The sequence below is a fragment of the Streptomyces sp. NPDC052396 genome, from assembly GCF_044593195.1.
In the GTDB taxonomy this organism is placed as follows: Bacteria; Actinomycetota; Actinomycetes; order Streptomycetales; family Streptomycetaceae; genus Streptomyces.
Map to the genome: position 1 here is coordinate 34957 of NZ_JBIUAW010000011.1, position 19025 is coordinate 53981.

Genomic DNA, 19025 nt, shown 5'->3' on the forward strand with positions numbered 1-19025 from the left:
GGGGCTCGCCCAGGCGGCCGGTGCGCTGCTGGTGGCGGCGGGAGTGACGGCCGGCTGCCGGTCAGCGCGAGGTGTCCAGGATGACCCGGGCCACCAGCGCCGGATCGTCGTTCATCGGGACATGGCCGCAGCCGGGCAGTCTGACCAGGCGGGCGCCCGGGATCACCTGCTTGGCGCGGATGCCCTGGCGGCGCAGCAGCACCCGGTCCCGGCTGCCCCAGGCGATGGTGACGGGCAGTTCGGTGATGTCGTGCATAAAGAGCACCGACCGGCCGGCGCCGATGACGGACTCAAAGCCGGTGGCCTCGCGCATCGCCCGGGTCTCGGCGACCACCGCCTCGGCTGAACGGCGCCCGGGCCGGGCGTAGATGGCGCCGGAGAGCGCCGTCCGCCCGGCGGCGGACCGGGCGATCCGGTCCACGGCCCGGGGCGGCAGGGTGCGGGCGCCGACGCGGAGCCCGCGCAGCACGGTGAACGCGTAGCGGCGCTCCGCCTCGGTCCAGAAGCCGGCCGGAGACAGCGCGGTGACCGACCGCACCAGCTTCTCGTGCCCCAACTGCAGGGCCAGCAGCCCGCCGAGCGAGTTGCCCGCCACATGCGGACGGTCCAGGCCCAGGGCCTCGAACAGGGAGCGCAGGGCCGCGGCGGTGCCCGGCAGGTCGTAGGCCGTCCCCTCGGGCAGCGCGGGGGAGCGGCCGAAGCCGGGCAGGTCGATGGCGATCACCTCGCGCTCGGCGGCGAGGAGGCCGGCCACCGGGTCCCAGGCCTGGAGGTGGTGGCCGATGCCGTGCAGCAGCACCAATGGCTCGCCCGAGCCCCGCCGTTGGCAGACCACCTCGGCGGTGCGGGGCCCGGAGCGGGTGTCGATGGGGAAGGAAATGTTCTGGGCCTGGGCCATGGGCACTCCCGGTCATCCGCGTACGGCTTATTGAGACAGGATGTCAGCAACGGTTACCGATAGGTAGACCCGCTGCGCGACCGCTCCGGACCGCCCGGCTCACCTGGACAAACGGCCTGGCGGTCGGCTGGGATGGGCGGGTGACAAGCGGACCTGACCTTCTGGAGACCTTCGAGGAGCAGCGCTCCACCCTGACCGGTGTGGCCTACCGGATGCTGGGGCGGGTCGCGGACGCGGAGGACGTGGTCCAGGAGGCATGGCTGCGCTGGTCCGGAGCCGACCGGACGGAAGTCCGCGACGCCCGTGGCTATCTGGTGCGCATCACCACCCGCCTGGCCATCGACCGGCTGCGCCAGTTGCAGACGCGGCGCGAGTCCTATGTCGGGCCATGGCTGCCGGAGCCGGTGCTCACCGACTTCGGGCCCGGGGCGCCGGACACCGAGCAGCGGGCCGTGCTGGCCGACACGGTCTCGGTGGCGGTGCTGGTGGTCCTGGAGTCGCTCTCGCCGCTGGAGCGCGCGGTGTTTGTGCTCCGGGAGGCGTTCGGCTTCCCGTACCAGGAGATCGCCGCCACCCTGGGGCGTTCGGAGGCGGCCGTGCGGCAGCTCGCGGGACGGGCCCGCCGGCATGTCGAGGAGCGCAGAAGGCGTTTCGATGTGGAACCGGGCCAACGGCGCGCGCTGACCGAGCGGTTCCTGGCCGCGGCCACCGGCGGCAGCCTGGAGGATCTGCTGGAACTGCTGGCGCCCGATGTGCGGTTGGTCAGCGACGGCGGCGGCAAGGTCAGGGCGGCCCTGCGGCCCGTGGAGAGCGCGGACAAGGTGGCCCGCTTCGTCCTGGGGGTCGCCGGGCAGACGGCGGCGGCCGAGATCCGCCCGGCGGAGGTCAACGCGGGCCCCGCGCTGCTGGTGTTGCTGGACGGGCGGCTGGACTCCGTGGTCACCCTGGAGGTCCGCGACGGCCGGGTGGCCGAAATCTCTGTGGTGCGCAATCCGGACAAGGTTCGCAACATCCTGCCGTAACCGGACGAAAACCACCGGCTGTTGGGGTGTTGTACAGAACGCCCCCCCACAACCCCGTCACCATGCGCCCGCATTGGTCTTGACCAAGTGGGCACACCGTCCTATGGTCACAGGCATACTGCAACAACCTTTAATAAAGAAGCACGCGAAAAGCCTTTGCGGAGGGTGAGGGTGGGGACCACGCAGCTGGAAACGGCGCCGGAACCGAAGTACTGGCACCTGAAGACCGTGCTCAGCGACGCGCTCGACTCCGAGTTCGCGGTCGGCGAGATCCTGCCCAACGAGCGTGAGCTCGCGGCGCGTTTCGGCGTGGCCCGGGCCACCCTGCGCCAGGCCCTGGAGCAACTGGAGCTGGAGGGCCGCCTCCAGCGGCGCCGTGGCGTCGGTACCACCGTGGCCCCGCCCCGGATGGGCGTCGCGGTCGGTGAGTCCGAACACGGCCGCCCCGGTACCGCGGCCGACGGCTGGCAGCCGGTGGACGCCGACGAGGCCCTCCCGCCCGCTGCCGTGGCCCGGCTGCTGGGCACCGCTCCCGGCGAGACCGTGCAGGTGGTGCGCCGCATCCGCAAGTCCCACGGCCAGCCGGTGGCCGCCGAGTTGCTCTATGTCCCCGCCGGGAGCGTGCCCGCGCTCGCCGGCTCCGAGACGCTCCCCGGAGCCGCCCGCGCCCGGCTGGTGCTGCGCGAGCTGGAGGACCTCCACCCGGACGGCCAGGACCAGGCGGTGGAGCTGGGCTCGGCCCGGGCCGACGACGCCAAGCAGCTGGACCGGCTGCCGGGTGCGCCCGTACTCCTGGTCACCACCCGGTACTTCGCGGCCGGGCGTACCGCGGCGGTGGCGGTGGCCACATATCGGGCGGACACCTGTCGGCTCACTTTTGGTGACACCGGGGCCGAAGCGGTGCCGGTGCTGGCGGGCTGACGGCCTTTGGGCCGCGCCATCGGCGGTCCGGGGTGCTTCTGTTGGCGTTTCCGGTGCGGGTTGTCGGTGGCTGGTCGCGCCCACGCGGCGGAGCCGCATGACACAGCTGCCCCGCGCCCCTTACGGGGTGCTCACCGTGCCGTCGACCGCGAAGATTTCCTCTTCCAGGTGGTCCAGGGCCAGTCGCAGCGCGCCGGTGGCCACCGCGGAGTCGCCCAGCAGTGACTGGACCACCCGCGGTGGCCGCAGGCAGTAGCGGGCCAGTTCGGTGCGCAGGGGGTGCAGCAGTCCGGGCAGGCCCGCCGCCCAGCCGCCGACCACCACCAGTTCCGGGTCCAGCGCCAGCACCAGCGCCGCCACATCGTGCACCAGCCGCCGGAGATAGCGCCGCACCGCGGCCGTGGCCCGCTCGTCACCCGCCCCGGCCCGGGTGAAGACCCGCGCCACCTGTGCCTCGTCCAGCGGGTGCAGTGGTTCACCGGTGGTGGACAGCACCTCCTCCGGGGTGGCCTCCCGGCCCAGCAGGTGCAGGGCGCCGATCTCGCCCGCCGCCCCGCCGGAGCCCCGGTGCAGCCGGCCGCCGATCAGCGAACCGGCCCCCGGGCTCAGCCCGGCCAGTACAAAGACCACATCCTCGGAGCCGGTGGCCGCGCCCTTCCAATGCTCGGCCACGGCGGCCGCGTTGGCGTCGTTCTCCACCAGTACCGGGCAGCGGAAGGCGGAGCGCAGCCGCTCGCCCAGCGGCAGTCCGGTCCAGCCCGGTAGCGCGGTGCCCAGCCGTACCGTGCCGTCCGCCTCCACGATGCCGGGGGTGGCCACCCCGACCGCGCGCAGCGAACCGCAGGCCACCCCGGCGCGTTCCAGCAGGGTGGTGACGGCGCTGTGGACCTGCTCCAGCCGCTGTTCGGCCGGGGCCGACTCGGCGACCTCGGCCGACTCGGCGCCCAGGATCCGGCCGCTGAGGTCGGCCAGCAGCACCGCGATGCGGTGCGGCCCGATCTCGATGCCCAGCAGATGGCCTGCCTCCACCCGGAAGCGGAACCTCCGCGCAGGACGGCCCTGGCGCCGGGTGGCGCCCTCGTCCACGGTCGCCTCGGCCACCAGACCGCCGGCGATCAGACCCTCGACCACGCCCTCCACGGTGGGCCGGGACAGGCCGGTCGCCCTGACCAGTTCGCTGAGCGTGGGAGACGCGGAGGCGCGCAGTGCGTGCAGCACCACGGCCGAGTTTATTCGCCGCAGCAGGGAGGGGTCCCCGCCGGTGAGCCGCCCCAAGGCCGCCTCCTCGCTTTGCGTGCGCTTTGCCTACCGGATGGTAGCGGGTGGCCGGGAGTTTGACTGCGGCCCGGGGGACTCTGACCGCGGACCGCAGGGACTCTGACCAAGGCTCGGGCCGGAACCGTTCAGTCCGCCTCGGCGGCGGCCCGTAGCCGCCCGAACTCCTCTGCCATGGTCTGAAGCGTCCAATGGGCGTTGAGCCCGCTGGGGTTGGGCAGCACCCAGACCCGGGTGCCGTCGATGGTCCGCCGCTGCGGCCCGATCTTCGCCTGCCGGTCCTCGAAGGCGACCCGGTAGGCGGTGACCCCGACCACCGCCAGCCAGCGCGGGCGCAGCAGCCGCACCTTCTCGGTGAGAACGCGCCCGCCCTCGCGGAACTCCACCGCGCTCAGCTCATCGGCCCGCGCCGAGGCCCGGGCGACCACATTGGTGATGCCCAGCCCGTACTCCAGCAACTCCCGTTCCTCGGCCGGCTCCAGCCGCCGGGGAGTGAAACCGGAAGCGTGCAGGGCGGGCCAGAACCGGTTGCCCGGCCGGGCGAAGTGGTGCCCGGTGGCGGCGGACATCAGCCCCGGATTGATGCCGCAGAACAGCACCTTGAGACCGTCCGCGACCACATCCGGAACCAGCCGGTCGCGGGCGGCCTCCAGCTCCTCGGGTGTCAGAGGATCGCTCCAGGGGTGTAACCGGCCGCCTCCGGGTGGCGCTTGGTGATCTCCTCGATACGGGCCACCACCGTGGCCACCTGGCCGGCCGCGGCGCCGGTGAAGGAGAGCTTGTCCGCCATCAGCGCGTCCAGCGCCGCCCGGTCCAGCGGAATGCGCTCGTCGGCGGCCAGCTTGTCCAGCAACTCATTGCGCTCCGCGCCCTGTTCGCGCATGGCCAGCGCGGAGGCCACCGCGTGCTCCTTGATGACCTCATGGGCGACCTCCCGGCCCACCCCGGCCCGCACCGCGCCCATCAGCACCTTGGTGGTGGCCAGGAACGGCAGGTAGCGGTCCAGCTCACGGGCGACCACGGCCGGGAAGGCGCCGAACTCGTCGAGCACCGTCAGGAAGGTCTCCAGCAAGCCGTCCAGCGCGAAGAACGCGTCCGGCAGCGCCACCCGGCGCACCACCGAGCAGGAGACATCGCCCTCGTTCCACTGGTCGCCCGCCAGCTCGCCGGTCATCGAGGCATAGCCGCGCAGGATCACCATCAGGCCGTTGACGCGCTCACAGGAGCGGGTGTTCATCTTGTGCGGCATCGCCGAGGAGCCGACCTGGCCCGGCTTGAAGCCCTCGGTCACCAGCTCGATCCCGGCCATCAGCCGGATGGTCTTGGCCAGCGAGGACGGCGCGGCGGCCAGCTGCACCAGCGCGGTGACCACGTCGTAGTCCAGCGAGCGCGGGTAGACCTGGCCCACCGAGGTGAAGGTCTGGCCGAAGCCCAGGTGGCCGGCGATGCGCTGCTCCAGCTCCGTCAGCCTGGCCGTTCCCTCGGGCCCGCCGCCCAGCAGGTCCAGCATGTCCTGGGCGGTGCCCACCGGGCCCTTGATGCCGCGCAGCGGATAGCGGGCGATCAGCTCCTCCAACCGCCCGAAGGCGACCAGGAGTTCATCGGCCGTGGTGGCGAAGCGCTTGCCCAGCGTGGTGGCCTGGGCGGCCACATTGTGCGAGCGGCCCGCCATGACCAGCTCGCCGTGGTCGGCGGCCAGCCGGCCCAGCCGGGCCAGCACGGCCACCGAACGGTCGCGCACCAGCTCCAGGGAGAGGCGGATCTGCAACTGCTCGACGTTCTCGGTCAGGTCACGGGAGGTCATGCCCTTGTGCACCTGCTCATGCCCGGCGAGCGCGTTGAACTCCTCGATCCGCGCCTTCACATCGTGCCGGGTGACCTTCTCGCGCTCGGCGATGGAGGCCAGGTCCACCTGGTCCAGCACTCGCTCGTAGTCGGCGAGTGCCGCCTCGGGCACCTCGATCCCCAGATCCTTCTGGGCGCGCAGCACGGCGAGCCACAGCCGCCGCTCCAGCGTCACCTTGTACTCGGGGGACCACAGGACGGCGAGCTCGGGGGAGGCGTAGCGGCCGGCCAGGACGTTGGGGATACGGGGCTTTGCAGTCACGTGGCGAAAGTCTACTGGCGGTTTGTGCGGCCGGGCTCCCCGCCCTGGTTTGTGGGTTGCTACGAGAGGCGGCGCCCCGCCGGGAACGAGGTCAGGGCGGCACGTCCGCTCAGGCCGCCCGCTGCCAGGTGGCGACCGGCCCGATCCCCCCGGATCCGGCCAGGGCGGGGGAGACCCAGTACGCCCTGCCCAGGGCCGCGTCGAAGTGCGCCCCCGACCGGCCGTCCCCGGAGGACCGCCCGGTGAGCCGCCGGCCGATCCAGGGCACCAGGTGCTCCCGCGCGAAGCGCAGGTCGGCGCCGCGCCGACGGGCCCAGCCGGCCGGTGCGGACGGCGGCAGCGGGGCCCGCCAGTCGGACTCGGGGGCGTGGCCCAGCGCCTGCCAGACCGCCTCCGCCACCCGCCGGTGCCCCTCGGCGTTGAGATGCAGCCGGTCCTCGGCCCACAGCCGGGCATCGCCCAGTGCCTCGCTCGAGAACAGGTCCACCACCAGCGCGTCATGCCGCTCGGCCAGCTCATCGATGAAGTCGAACAGGTGCTCCATCCGGGGCCGGAACCGTTCCAGCACCGGACCGCGCCGGCCCGGGCTGCGCATCAGCACCAGTCGGCCGCAGCTGTCCGCCAGCCGCGCCGCGGTCTGCTCCAGCCGTGCGCACACCAGGTCCACATCGCACTTGGGCCGCAGCACATCGTTGAGGCCGCCCACCAGCGTTACCACATCGGCGCCCAGCGCGGCGGCGGCCGCGGTCTGCTCCTCGGCGATCTGACCGATCAGCTTGCCGCGCACCGCCAGGTTGGCGTAGCGGAAGCCGGGGTGGCGGGCCGCCAGCCGCATGGCGAGCAGGTCCGCCCAGCCGCGGTAGGAGCCGTCGGGCAGCGCGTCGGACATCCCCTCGGTGAAGGAGTCCCCGACCGCGACAAAACTGGTGTACGTGGCATTCATCTCCATGACGCGGGGATCCTACGCCCGTCGGCCGCAGTCCCGCCCGCCGCCCGGCCACCACCCCTCAAGGAGCGCTTACGCGCCCCTCCTTCACGGGCGCCGGCGCACCAGCTCGCGCAGGACGTCCTCCAGGGTCACCAGCCCGGCCAGCTTCTCGCCCTCGCCGGTCACCGCGGCCAGGTGGGCACCGGTGCGGCTCATCGCGGTGATCACGTCGTCCAGCGGGGTGTCGGCCCGTACCCGGGCGATGGGGCGCATGCTCTCCCGGGGGAACGGCTCATCGCGCGGGGTGGCGTCCAGGGCGTCCTTGACATGCAGATAGCCCAGGATGCGGTCGGCGGAGTCGACCACCGGGAAGCGGGAGAAGCCGGACCGGGCGGCCAGCCGCTCCAGGTCCTCGGGCGTCACCCCCAGGCGGGCGGTGACCACCCGGTCCAGGGCCATCACCACATCCGCCACCGGGCGCTTGCCCAGCTCCAGGGCGTCGCGCAGCCGCTCGGTGGCCCGGGCGTCCAGCAGTCCGGCCTCGCTGGAGACGGCCACCATCCGGGCCAGCTGATCGTCCGAGAAGACGGCCGCCACCTCGCTCTTGGGCTCCACCCGCAGCAGCTTGAGCAGGCCGTTGGCCAGCTGGTTGATGGCGAAGACCACCGGGCGCAGGGCCCGGGCCAGGGTCACCAGCGGCGGTCCCAGCAGCAGCGCGGTGCGCACCGGCTCGGCCAGCGCGATGTTCTTGGGCACCATCTCGCCGAACAGCATGTGCAGATAGGTGGCCGCCGCCAGTGCCAGGGCGAAGGAGACCACATGGATCAGCCCGGACGGCATCCCCACCGTCTCGAACAGCGGGTGCAGCAGGGCGGCGATGGCGGGCTCGGCGACCACACCCAGCACCAGGGTGCACAGGGTGATGCCCAGCTGGGCCGCCGCCATCAGCGCCGATACATGCCGGAGCCCCCACAGCACGCTGCGGGCCCGCCGGTCGCCCTGCTGGGCGGCCGGCTCGATCTGGCCGCGCCGCACCGACACCAGGGCGAACTCGGCGCCCACGAAGAAGGCGTTGACGACGATCGTCGCCAGCCCGATGAGCAGCTGGACCGCGGTCACCGGCCCTCCTCCCCGCTGGAGCCGGCGGGCGCGGGGCCGGTCAGCCGGACGCGGGCGGCGCGCCGCCCGGAGGCGTCGGTGACCTCCAGGCGCCAGCCCGCCACCTCCAGGACGTCGCCCGGCACCGGGATCCGGCCCAGCTCGCTGGCGACCAGGCCGGCCAGGGTCTCGTACGGGCCCTCGGGCACCCGCAGCCCGATCGCCTCCAATTCGTCATCGGTACGGGCCGAGCCGTCCGCGTCATAGACCGGGCGGCCCCGGTCGTCCGGACCGGCCGGCACCAGGCCGGGCAGCTCATCCGGGTCGTGCTCGTCGCGGACCTCGCCGACCACCTCCTCCACGATGTCCTCGAAGGTGACCACGCCGGCCGTGCCGCCGTACTCGTCGATCACCACCGCCATGCTGCGCTTGGCGGAAAGCCGGTCCAGCAGCCGGTCCACGGTCAGCGAGGCGGGCACCAGCAGCGGTTCGCGCAGAAAGCCGGCGACCGGGCGCTGCGGGCGCTCCTCGGCGGGTATGGCCAGGACGTCCTTGATATGGGCGATGCCCACCACGGTGTCCAGGCTGCCCTGGTAGACGGGGAAGCGGGACAGCCCGGTGGCCCGGGTGGCGTTGGCCACGTCCTCGGCGTTGGTGCGCGCGTCCAGGGCGGTGACCTGCACCCGGGGGGTCATCACATTCTCCGCGGTGAGATCGGCCAGGTTGAGGGTGCGGACGAACAGCTCGGCGGTGTCCGCCGGCAGGACGCCCTCCTTCGCCGAGTGGCGGGCCAGCGCCATCAGCTCATGGGGGCCACGGGCGGTGGCCAGCTCCTCGGCGGGCTCCACCCCGATCCGGCGCAGGGTGCGGTTGGCCGTACTGTCCAGGTGCCGGATCAGCGGGCGGAAGGCCGCGGTGAAGATCCGCTGCGGACCGGCCACCGCACGGGCCACCGGCAGCGGCCGGGAGATCGCCCAGTTCTTGGGCACCAGCTCGCCGATGACCATCAGTACCACCGTGGAGATCACGGTGCCCAGGGCCAGCGCAAGGGAGTTCGCCAGTGAGGCGGACAGGCCCACGGCCTTGAGGGGGCCGGTGAGCAGGGCGGCGATGGAGGGCTTGGAGACCATACCGATGACCAGGCCGCTGACGGTGATGCCGAGCTGGGCGCCGGACAGCTGGAAGGTCAGGCTTCGTACGGCCTTCAGTGCGCCGAGCGCACGCCGGTCGCCGGCCTCGGCGGCCCGCTCCAGCTCACCGCGTTCAACGGTGGTGAGCGAGAACTCGGCCGCGACGAAGACGGCGCAGGCGATGGTCAGCAGCAGGGCCAGTGCCACCAGGAGCACTTCGGTCATGGGTTCACCTCCGTCCCATGATCGGACAGGGGCTGTGCCGGGGGCTACCGGGGGGTTCTCCCATGACGGGATGTTCACGCACCTTCGTTGAGCGGACGCTGCCCGTCCATGGTAAAGGACGGGCAAAGTGTCCGGTGGTGCCCGGGTGCCCGGGTGCCTTGTCGGTGCTCAGCCCCCTCGCAGTTCCTCGATCACCGGGGCGAAGGCGTCCGCGAATGCCTCCAGCACCGTGAAGTAGCTGAAGCCATAGCGCTCCCGGTGGGCCCGCAGCTGTTCGGCCATCTCCCTGGCCGAGCCGGTCAAGAGGGCCGGGTGCTCCAGGAGTTCGTCCTCGGTCAGGTCAAGGTGCTCGGTCAGCTCCCGGGCCCTGGCCCGCCGGTCGCCGGCCGGCATCACCATCTGCACCAGGTAGTTGAGCTCCGCCGGGGTATCCCGCCCGGCCGCGAACTCCCGGTAGCGCGCCAGGCGTTCGTCCAGCGCGGACGGGGTGATCAGGGAGAGCTTGCCCTCGGCATCGGCGGTGGCGCCGGTGAACGCGGCGACGCCGGCATGGCGGGCGGTCAGCCGCAGCACCCGGTCGCCGTTTCCGCCCAGCAGCAGCGGCGGGACCCCGGGCAGCAGCCGGCGCAGTTCCCGCACGGTGCGTGCCAGGTGGTCCACCCGCTCGCGGGGGGAGCCGAAGGGCAGCCCGGCGCTGTGGTGTTCCGCCTTCACATAGCCGGTGCCCAGGCCCAACTCCAGGCGGTCTCCGGTGAGTCGCCGGGTGGTGTCCACCTCGCGTGCCAGCAGGGCCGGATTCCAGAAACCGGAGTTGAGCACAAAGGTCCCCACCCGCGGCCGCTCGGTCGCCTCGGCGGCGGCCACCAGGGAGGGGAACGGGGCCGGAAAACCCAGGTGGTCGGGGACCAGTAGGACGTCATAGCCCTGGGCCTCGGCCTTGCGGCACTTCTGGCGCCACTCGGCGGCGCCGGCGGGGGCCATAAAATTCACCCCGAAGCGGAACGGGCGGTTCGAGATCCGTTCGATGTGGCTCACCGCCGGTCCACTCACCGTTTGTCCGTCTCCAACGGCCGTACGGCCGCGCCCAGTACGCAGGGCGAGGTCGGCATCGGCAGCCCGCGCTCCGGGATCCGCAGCCGGCGGCACTCGCCCAGGGTGAACCCGGCCGCGCCGATGGCCGCCACCGCGTCCCGCGCGGTGTGACAGCCGCCGAACAGCAGCGGCCACACCGAGCGGTCCAGGGCGCGCTGAACGGCCGCCGGAGTCCGGCCCCGGGCCACCACATGCTCAAAGAAGCGCAGCTCACCGCCGGGGCGCAGCACCCGGCGCAGTTCCGCCAGCGCGCGCCGCTCATCCCGTACCGAGCACAGGACCAGCGACAGCACCGCGCCGTCGAACGCCTCGCTCTTCACCGGCAGCGCCTCCGCCACGCCGGGCACCACATCCACCGGCACTCCGGCCCGCACCGCCGCCTCCCGGGCCATCCGACGCAGCCGGGGCTCCGGTTCGATGGCCACCACCTCGGAGACGGTGGCCGGGTAATGGGCGAAGTTCAGCCCGTTTCCGGCCCCGATCTCGATCACCCGCCCGGACAGCCCGGCCAGCAACTCCCGGCGGTGCGCGGCCAGTCCGGCCCGCTCGTCCAGGACGGGGCTCATGACGGCGTAGAACCGGGCGAAGAGGGGATGGTGGACGGCCTGGTGCGGTGTTCTGGCGCTGCGCTGCGGCATGGCGCACCTCTTTCCGGCTTCCGGGGAGGACGGCTACCGCGATTCTTCCCCGGGCGGGGCGGGGTTCACCGGGCGGGAACCTGGTGCGGCCGCGCCGTTGCCGGGTGCGGGGCGTCTGTGGCTGGTCGCGCCCACGCGGCGGAGCCGCCGACGATTTCAGCCCCGCGCCCCTGATGGGGCGCCCCGCACGGACTAGCCCAGGGCCGCGCCGAACTCGGCCGCGTTCCAGGAGCCGCCCAGCTCCGGGGACAGCCAGCCGGCGGCCTCGGTCCGGAATGTGGCGGGGGGCAGGGATCCCGCGTGCCGGGGCACCGCGCCCAGCAGCGGGGCGCCCGCCATCTCCGGGAACTCCGCCACATTGCAGCGCATCGCCAGATCCGGCTGGGTGGGCCAGCTGCCGATGACCACGCCCGCACAGCGCACCCCGCGGGCGGTCAGTGCCTCGGCCGTCAGCTGGGTGATGTTCAGGGTGCCGAGGTTGGGCTGGGCCACCACCAGGACCGGGGCGTCGAGCAGGGCGGCCGCGTCGGCCAGGGTCCCGCCCTCCCCGTCGAGGCGGACCAGCAGCCCGCCCGCGCCCTCCACCAGCACCAGGTCGTGCTCCGCCGCCAGTTCCTCGGCGGCGGCCGCGACCTCCTTGGGGCGCACCGGTGTCATCCCGGCCCGCCGGGCGGCCGTGGCGGGGGCCAAGGGCTCGGGAAAACGGGCGAGTTCCCGGCCCGTCACCGGGCCCGCCAGCCGGGTCACCTCGGCCACATCGCCCGGCTCGCCCATCCCCACGCCCGTCTGGGCGGGCTTGAGCACCGCCACCGAGCGGCCGGCGGCCAGCGCCACCGCGGCGATGGCGGCGGTGGTCACCGTCTTGCCGATCTCGGTGTTGGTCCCCGAGATCATCAGTACCGACATCCTGCCCTCCCTCAGCCCGCGGCCGCCGCGGCGCACACCGCGCCACAGATCCGCGCCAGATCGGCGTCATTGGTCACATAGGGCGGCATGGTGTAGACGAGGTCGCGGAACGGCCGCAGCCACACCCCGGCCCGCACCGCGGCCTCGGTGGCCGCCGCCATGTCCACCTCGTGGTCGAGCTGGACGACACCGATGGCGCCCAGCACCCGCACCTCGCGGACGCCCGGCAGCGCGGCCGCCGGGGCCAGCCCCGCCCGCAGGCCGGACTCGATGCGCTTGACCTCCGACTGCCAGTCCTGGCCCAGCAGCAGGTCCAGGGAGGCACAGGCCACCGCCGCGGCCAGCGGATTGCCCATAAAGGTCGGGCCATGGGCCAGCACCGGCACCTCGCCGCTGGAGATCCCCTCGGCCACCCGCGAAGTGCACAGCGCCGCGGCCATGGTCAGATAGCCGCCGGTCAACGCCTTGCCCACACACAGCACATCGGGCGTGACCCCGGCCTGGTCACAGGCGAACAGCGTGCCGGTGCGGCCGAATCCGGTGGCGATCTCATCGACCACCAGCAGCACCTGGTGCTCGTCGCAGAGCCGGCGCAGCAGCCGCAGGTACTCGGGGGAGTGGAAGCGCATCCCGCCGGCGTTCTGCACCACCGGCTCCACGATCATCGCGGCCAGTTCATGCGCATGGCGCTCGAACAGCCCGGTCAGATGCGCCTCATAGGCCGGGTCCACCCCGGCGTCATAGCCGGCCGGCGGTGCGTCCGCGAACACCTGCCGGGGCAGCGCTCCGGACCACAGCGTGTGCATCCCGCCGTCCGGATCGCAGACCGACATCGGCTGCCAGGTGTCCCCGTGGTAGCCGCCGCGCCAAGTCATCAGCCGGTGCTTGGCCGGCTGCCCGACGGAACGCCAGTACTGCAGGCACATCTTGATGGCCACCTCGACCGACACCGAACCGGAGTCGGCGAGGAAGACATGCTCCAGGCCCTCGGGGGTGATCTCCACCAGGCGGGCGGCCAGCCGCACGGCGGGCTCATGGGTGAGCCCGCCGAACATCACATGGCTCATCCGCCCCAGCTGCTCGTGTGCGGCCGCATTGAGCACCGGGTGGTTGTAGCCGTGCAGGGCCGACCACCAGGACGCCATACCGTCCACCAACTCCCGGTGCCCGTACGCCTCTTCGGCCAGCCGCAGGCGGACTCCGGAGGCGGACTCCACCAGCAGCGGCTGCCGGCGGCCGGGCATCGGGCCGTAGGGGTGCCAGACGTGCTGCCGGTCCAGTTCCAGCAACTCGGCGGGGGTCAGGGGCTCACGCATTGGGCGGCAGATCCGTTCCGGCGCCACGCAGGCGGACCGCGACCAGGTCGGTACGGGCCTCAACCGGCTTGCCCTGCCCGTCGGTTGCCTCCTGGACCGGCTCCTGGGCCGCCTCCTGCGGCTCGCCGCAGGGTGCGCAGCCGCCACCGCCGCAGCCCGTCTCCTGCCGCCGGTGCTCGGGCAGGGTCGCGGTGTCCGCGCCCTCCACCTCGAAGCCCGCGTCGGTGATCATCTCCAGGTCCTTCTTGCCCTCCTGGCCCTCGGTGGTGAGGTAGTCGCCCAGGAAGATCGAGTTGGCCAGGTGCAGCGCCAGCGGCTGGAGGGTGCGCAGATGGATCTCCCGGCCGCCCGCCAGTCGCACCTCGACGTCCGGGTGGACAAAGCGGACCATCGCCAGGATGCGCAGCGCCCGCTGCGGGGTGAGGTTCCACTCGCCGGCCAGCGGAGTGCCCTCGACCGGGATCAGGAAGTTGACCGGCACCGAGTCCACGTTCAGTTCACGCAGCGCGAGAACCACGTCCACCAGGTCCTCGTCGCTCTCGCCCATGCCGGAGATCAGCCCGGAGCAGGCGGACATCCCGGCGGCCTGGGTCTTGCGCACCGTGTCCACCCGGTCCGCATAGGTGTGGGTGGTGGTGATGTCGCCGTAGGTGGCCTCGGAGGTGTTGAGGTTGTTGCTGTAGGCGTAGACACCGGCCTCGCGCAGCCGCTCCGCCTGGCCCTCGGAGAGCAGACCGAGGCAGGCGCACACCTCGACCTCCTGGTTCTGCTCCTTGATCGCCTCAATGGTCTTGGAGACCCGGTCGATGTCCCGGTCCGTCGGTCCGCGGCCGCTGGCCACCAGGCACACCCGCTTGGCACCGCCGGCCACCCCGGCGGCCGCCGCCCTGGAGGCGTCCTCCGGCTTCAGCCAGGTGTACTTGAGGATCCCGGTCTCCGAACCGAGCCGCTGCGAGCAGTAGGAGCAGTCCTCCGGGCAGAGCCCCGACTTGAGGTTGACCAGGTAGTTGAGCTTCACCCGCCGCCCGAACCACCTACGGCGCACCTTGCCCGCCGCGGCCACCACATCGAGCAGTTCGTCGTCCGAGGTCGCCAGCACCGCGAGCGCCTCTTCACGGGTCGGCGACTGACGTCGCAACCCCTTGTCCACCAGCGTGTTGAGCAGGTCCATGGCGGTGATCCTCGCCTACCGCACACCTTCTGGCCAAGGTAGGAACCAAACAAGAGGGGCTGTTTGAGGTGTGTGGATCGCCACACCGTGACCAGCCGCTATGACGGCTAAGTTGGGAAGTCCCTCCCTCTATGGCAGCGGGGGGCTTTATATGAACCCCACAGATTCCGAGGGCACACCATGGTCAAGGCCCCTGTGTTCGACTGGCTCGACGAGCAGTATGAGCGCCGGCTGGCGGCCGGACTGGTACGCACTCTGCGGCCACGGCCGGCCGATGGCGCGCCGGTCGATCTGGCGGGCAACGACTACCTGGGCCTGGCCCGTCACCCCGAGGTGACCGCGGCCGCCGCCGAGGCGGCGCGGTGCTGGGGCGCCGGGTCCACCGGCTCCCGTCTGGTGACCGGCAGCACCGAACTGCACGCCCGTCTGGAGCGGGAGCTCGCCGAGTTCTGCGGCTTCGAGGCGGCCCTGGTCTTCTCCTCCGGCTACACCGCCAACCTGGCGGCGGTGACCGCGCTCTCGGCGGCTCCGGGGGGCGACTCCCTGCTGGTCTCGGACGAGGGCAACCATGCCTCGCTGATCGACGGCTGCCGGCTGTCCCGGGCGGCCCGGGCCGTGGTGCCGCACGCCGACCCGGAGGCGGTCCGCAAGGAACTGGCCGGGCACCGGGGACACGCCCTGGTGATCACCGACTCGGTGTTCTCGGTGGACGGCGACGCCGCCCCGCTGGCCGAACTCGCCCGGGTGTGCCGGGCCGAGGGCGCGGCCCTGCTGGTGGACGACGCCCATGGCCTGGGCCTGCTGGGCGAGGGCGGCCGGGGCGCGCTGCACGGCGCCGGACTGGCGGGGGCCGGGGACATGGTGGCCACGGTCACCCTCTCCAAGTCGCTGGGCAGCCAGGGCGGGGCGGTGCTGGGCCCGGCCCGGGTGATCCGGCACCTGGTCAGCAACGCCCGGACCTTTATCTTCGACACCGGGCTGGTCCCGGCGGCGGCCGGCGCCGCACTGGCCGCCCTGCAACTGCTGCGCGCCGAGCCCTGGCGGGCGGAGCGCACCCGGGAGGTGGCCCGGGAACTCCACCGGCGGCTGACCGGGGCCGGGCTGCGGGCCACCCGCCCCGACGCCGCGGTGGTCTCGGTACGGGCCCCCTCACCGGAGGCGGCGGTGCGCTGGGCGGCGGACTGCCGGACGGCCGGGCTGGCGGTGGGCTGCTTCCGGCCCCCGTCGGTGCCCGACGGCATCTCCCGGCTGCGGCTGACGGCCCGTGCCGACCTGACCGACGCCCAGGTGGCGGCCGCCGTCGACACCATCCTGCGGACCGCGCCCGCCACTGCCTGACCTGGCCGTCGCCCGCCACCGGCTGACCGTCTCCTGCCACCGGCCGGTCAGCGGGCGCCGCTCACCGCTCTGACGAACGGGGTCCACACGGCGGGGGAGAGCAGCAGCACCGGGCCGGCCGGCCGCTTGGAGTCCCGGACACCGATGGTCCCGGCCGAAATCCGGGCGGTCTCCACACAGTTGTTCATTCCGGTGCTGTAACTGCTGTGCCGCCAAAGGGCGTCGAACCGGGCCGGTACGGTCGCTGCCGCCGGCACTGCCGGTGCTGCGGACATGGCGCCTCCCTGCGGGTACGGGCCGATGCGGGTGTCCACCAACGCGCGTTCACCAGCCGTTGGTGAGACCGGCGATGTAGTCGAGCGAGTTCTCATGGGAGAGGGCGTGCGCCCGGAGCATGCCGAACGCGGCGTCATACGCCCGGAGGTCTTCTTTCCGCTCCAGATAGAGGCTACTCGTCAAGTGGTCGAGAACAACCACGTCCAGATCGGCAATACGCGGAAAGGAGAAAATGACGAAAGGCCCGGTGATACCAATGTGATTGGCGCGGGAAAAAGGCAGCACATAAAGCCGCACATGCGGCAGTGAACCCGTGGCCACCAGATGGCTCAGCTGCCTCGCCATCACCTCCGGACCGCCCACCTCATGCCGCAGCACCGCTTCGTCCAGCACCGCGCACAACCGCAGCGGCCGCTCCCGGCGCAGCACCGACTGGCGTGCCATCCGCACCCGCACCAGCTCCTCGACCTGCCGCTCGGGCGGATCGCCCAGCGCGGCCCGGGTGACCGCACCGGCGTACTCGGGGGTCTGCAACAGGCCCGGCACCACGGTGGTTTCCAGGGTGCGCGAGCGGCAGGCCTCCGACTCCAGGCTGATGAAGTCCAGATAGGCCGGCGGCAGCAGATCGCGGTAGGCGTACCACCAGCCGCGCCGGGAACCGGCGTTGGGACCGGAGTCCGCGCCGCACAGCGCCCCCAGCAGGGCGCGCAGTTCGGGGTCCGACACTCGGTAGACATCCAGCAGCCGGGCCACGTCGGAAGGCTTGGCCCCGCTGCTGCCGGTCTCGATCCGGCTCACCTTCGACTGGTGCCAGCCGACCGCGGCGGCCGCCTCCCGGCTGGTCATCCCGGTCAGCTCGCGCTGACGGCGCAGCTCCGAGCCCAGCTTGCGACGGCGCACCGCCGGTCCGTACCGCATCCCCGGCCTCTCCCCTCTCCCGGCTTCTCCCGTTCCCTCGGGGTGGCAAATCCACCCGTCAGAGTCGATAGACCAGTTTGGCCGCCAAATCCGGTCGCTCCTCGCAGAGTTCACCGCATCGAGCGACAGATATATGCATATCTCGGTGGATCGCTCCCATCACGGTCGTTATCAATGGCACTCTGTCGCGAAGAGCCGCCCCAGGGTCGGCGGGAAAGGGACAGTGCCATGGCAGATCACCAGGAAGCGTCCGTCACTCTGCCGAGTGCTCCCACCTCGGTCGCCACGGCCCGGCGCTATGTCGCCCAGGTGCTCGCGGACTGGGGGCTGCCGCATGGCGCGGAGGCCGCCCATGCGATCCGGCTGATCGTCTCCGAGCTGGCGACCAATGCCGTGCTGCACACCCGGGGACAGTCGCCGACCTTCACCGTGGACCTGCGGCTGGAGCGGGACGAACATCTGCGCATCGGTGTCACCGACGACCATGCCCGCTACCCCCGCCGGCTGCCGGCGGCGGTCCAGCAGGACAATGGCCGGGGCCTGGTCATCGTGCGCTGTCTGACCGCGGAACGCGGGGGCAGCTTCGCCGTCACCCCGACCGCCGGGGGCGGTAAGACGGTGTGGATCCGCCTGCCGTGGACGGCGCCCGTACGCTGACGCCTGTGCTGCCCGTGCCCATGGCGCGGTATGCGCTGGTTCCCCGTACTCGCCCGGGCCGGGCGGCGGTTGGCGGCCTGGTCGCGGCCATGCCTCCACCACCCGGCAGACGCGCTCGTGGCGCGTTCGCGGGAGGGCCGGTCGTGCCGGCCTGATCCTCGTACTACGGGGCGTACGGCGGCGTCAGTCGGTGACCCGGCCGTACCAGACGCTATTGGTCCAGATCCGCTCGAAGCGCACCACCGAGCCGGTCTTCGGCGCATGGAGGATCTTGCCGTTCCCGGCGTATATCCCCACGTGGTACACGCCCCGCCCGGAGTGGAAGAACACCAGGTCGCCCATCTGACGGGCGGAACGGGGAATATGGCGGGTGCGGTTGTACTGGGCCTGTGCGGTGCGCGGCAGTTGCTTGCCGGCCCGTTTGAAGGAGTAGAGGGTCAGCCCCGAGCAGTCGAAGCGGTAGGGGCCGGTGGCTCCCCACTGATAGGGAGCGCCCATTTTGGAGGCCGCGATCTGCAACGCCCTGGTGGGGATGGAAGAGGCTTCGGCCTTGGACGTGCCGCCCGGCGCCAGCACCGTGGCGCCGACGGCGGCGAGGGTCAGGGCCGAGGCGGCCCTGGCCTTGGACAGCCGTGCTGGACGTTTGTGCTTGCCCATGCGCAAACCCTTCGTCAGTCGCCTGTGAAGGGTGACCTGTCGGGTTCGGGCAGGCGAAGAATGCCCGGCCGCCACAGGCGGCTTCACCCCAAGGAACGGCCCTGTCGAGGGCGGCCGTCCCGCCGTGCTCGGGTCCTCCACCCCTGCCGGTGCACTCCCGTCGACCCGTCGCCCTGGGCGGCGGCAGGGTTCGGCGTCCGCCCGGACCGCCCCGCCGTGTGGCGGGGTCTTGTCGTCCCGAGGATCTTGACCCAGCCACGGCGCCGATTCCGAGCGGAACCAGCGGTATGTGAGCCTCGTCACCTGTGGGCAATTCAGGTGGACACACGGGCATTTGGGAGTCATCGGCGGAGGCGGCTGAGTCCACGACCTGCGTGGCGAGCGGATCACTCAAGCGCGGAGTGCGCGTCGCGCCCGGAGTGATCACCGCGCGATGTCTACGGCTGCCTCCG

General features: G+C 72.4%; 19 protein-coding genes and 1 riboswitch. Of the genes, 4 read left to right on the plus strand and 15 right to left on the minus strand.

Annotation, left to right across the window (positions count from 1 at the left end):
* Window positions 1-61: 61 nt before the first annotated feature.
* Window positions 62-898 carry an alpha/beta fold hydrolase gene (locus ACIHFE_RS26370; protein ID WP_400110273.1) on the minus strand — a complete coding sequence of 279 codons (837 nt, stop codon included), beginning with the start codon at window positions 896-898 and terminating at the stop codon, window positions 62-64.
* Between the two features lie 140 nt (window positions 899-1038).
* Here ACIHFE_RS26370 and ACIHFE_RS26375 point away from each other — a divergent pair, with 140 nt between their 5' ends.
* Together ACIHFE_RS26375 and ACIHFE_RS26380 are read left to right on the plus strand one after the other, a co-directional pair.
* Entirely contained in the window at window positions 1039-1920 is an 882-nt protein-coding gene (locus tag ACIHFE_RS26375; RefSeq protein WP_400110275.1) for an RNA polymerase sigma-70 factor, read from the plus strand.
* 171 nt (window positions 1921-2091) lie between these two features.
* The gene (locus ACIHFE_RS26380) at window positions 2092-2841 is read left to right on the plus strand and encodes a GntR family transcriptional regulator (protein ID WP_400110276.1); all 750 of its coding nucleotides are present in this window, start codon (window positions 2092-2094) and stop codon (window positions 2839-2841) included.
* Between the two features lie 120 nt (window positions 2842-2961).
* Here the strand turns inward: ACIHFE_RS26380 and ACIHFE_RS26385 are convergent, their stop codons facing one another.
* The 11 genes from ACIHFE_RS26385 to bioB form a co-directional block, all read right to left on the minus strand.
* Window positions 2962-4116: an ROK family transcriptional regulator gene (locus ACIHFE_RS26385; protein ID WP_400110278.1), complete on the minus strand. Its 1155-nt coding sequence runs from the start codon at window positions 4114-4116 to the stop codon at window positions 2962-2964.
* A gap of 128 nt (window positions 4117-4244) precedes the next feature.
* Window positions 4245-4784 carry a G/U mismatch-specific DNA glycosylase gene (mug, locus tag ACIHFE_RS26390; RefSeq protein WP_400110595.1) on the minus strand — a complete coding sequence of 180 codons (540 nt, stop codon included), beginning with the start codon at window positions 4782-4784 and terminating at the stop codon, window positions 4245-4247.
* The gene (gene purB / locus ACIHFE_RS26395) at window positions 4781-6223 is read right to left on the minus strand and encodes an adenylosuccinate lyase (RefSeq protein ID WP_400110280.1); all 1443 of its coding nucleotides are present in this window, start codon (window positions 6221-6223) and stop codon (window positions 4781-4783) included. Before purB ends, mug begins: the two co-directional genes overlap by 4 nt.
* Before the next feature lie 109 nt (window positions 6224-6332).
* A complete protein-coding gene (locus ACIHFE_RS26400) occupies window positions 6333-7172 on the minus strand; it encodes an SGNH/GDSL hydrolase family protein (protein ID WP_400110282.1) in 840 nt (279 codons plus the stop codon).
* An 84-nt stretch (window positions 7173-7256) separates the two neighbouring features.
* Window positions 7257-8270, minus strand: a complete 1014-nt coding sequence (locus tag ACIHFE_RS26405) for a hemolysin family protein (protein WP_400110284.1) — start codon at window positions 8268-8270, stop codon at window positions 7257-7259.
* Window positions 8267-9604, minus strand: coding sequence for a hemolysin family protein (locus tag ACIHFE_RS26410; protein WP_400110286.1), 1338 nt, complete (start codon window positions 9602-9604; stop codon window positions 8267-8269). Before ACIHFE_RS26410 ends, ACIHFE_RS26405 begins: the two co-directional genes overlap by 4 nt.
* A 168-nt stretch (window positions 9605-9772) precedes the next feature.
* A complete protein-coding gene (locus tag ACIHFE_RS26415) occupies window positions 9773-10639 on the minus strand; it encodes a TIGR03621 family F420-dependent LLM class oxidoreductase (RefSeq protein WP_400110288.1) in 867 nt (288 codons plus the stop codon).
* Between the two features lie 11 nt (window positions 10640-10650).
* Window positions 10651-11334, minus strand: a complete 684-nt coding sequence (locus ACIHFE_RS26420) for a class I SAM-dependent methyltransferase (RefSeq protein WP_400110290.1) — start codon at window positions 11332-11334, stop codon at window positions 10651-10653.
* Between the two features lie 192 nt (window positions 11335-11526).
* On the minus strand, window positions 11527-12240 hold the full coding sequence (gene bioD, locus ACIHFE_RS26425) for a dethiobiotin synthase (RefSeq protein WP_400110292.1): 714 nt from the start codon (window positions 12238-12240) through the stop codon (window positions 11527-11529).
* A gap of 11 nt (window positions 12241-12251) precedes the next feature.
* Entirely contained in the window at window positions 12252-13556 is a 1305-nt protein-coding gene (locus tag ACIHFE_RS26430) for an adenosylmethionine--8-amino-7-oxononanoate transaminase (RefSeq protein WP_400110294.1), read from the minus strand.
* Window positions 13549-14727: a biotin synthase BioB gene (bioB, locus tag ACIHFE_RS26435; protein ID WP_400110296.1), complete on the minus strand. Its 1179-nt coding sequence runs from the start codon at window positions 14725-14727 to the stop codon at window positions 13549-13551. Before bioB ends, ACIHFE_RS26430 begins: the two co-directional genes overlap by 8 nt.
* Window positions 14728-14907: 180 nt before the next feature.
* Between bioB and ACIHFE_RS26440 the strand changes: the two genes are divergently transcribed.
* Window positions 14908-16065, plus strand: a complete 1158-nt coding sequence (locus ACIHFE_RS26440; protein WP_400110297.1) for an 8-amino-7-oxononanoate synthase — start codon at window positions 14908-14910, stop codon at window positions 16063-16065.
* Between the two features lie 47 nt (window positions 16066-16112).
* Here the strand turns inward: ACIHFE_RS26440 and ACIHFE_RS26445 are convergent, their stop codons facing one another.
* Complete coding sequence (locus ACIHFE_RS26445) at window positions 16113-16340, minus strand: DUF397 domain-containing protein (protein ID WP_400110299.1); 228 nt, start codon at window positions 16338-16340, stop codon at window positions 16113-16115.
* Between the two features lie 49 nt (window positions 16341-16389).
* A complete protein-coding gene (locus ACIHFE_RS26450; protein WP_400110301.1) occupies window positions 16390-17259 on the minus strand; it encodes a helix-turn-helix domain-containing protein in 870 nt (289 codons plus the stop codon).
* Window positions 17260-17487: 228 nt separating this feature from the next.
* On the opposite strand from ACIHFE_RS26450, the gene ACIHFE_RS26455 reads away from it, so the two are divergent.
* Window positions 17488-17916 (plus strand): ATP-binding protein, encoded by a 429-nt coding sequence (locus ACIHFE_RS26455; protein ID WP_400110303.1) that lies wholly within the window; start codon window positions 17488-17490, stop codon window positions 17914-17916.
* A 183-nt stretch (window positions 17917-18099) separates the two neighbouring features.
* Here ACIHFE_RS26455 and ACIHFE_RS26460 read toward each other — a convergent pair whose 3' ends face one another.
* Entirely contained in the window at window positions 18100-18573 is a 474-nt protein-coding gene (locus tag ACIHFE_RS26460; RefSeq protein WP_400110305.1) for a C40 family peptidase, read from the minus strand.
* A gap of 4 nt (window positions 18574-18577) precedes the next feature.
* Window positions 18578-18779, minus strand: a riboswitch (cyclic di-AMP (ydaO/yuaA leader).
* Window positions 18780-19025: the final 246 nt, after the last annotated feature.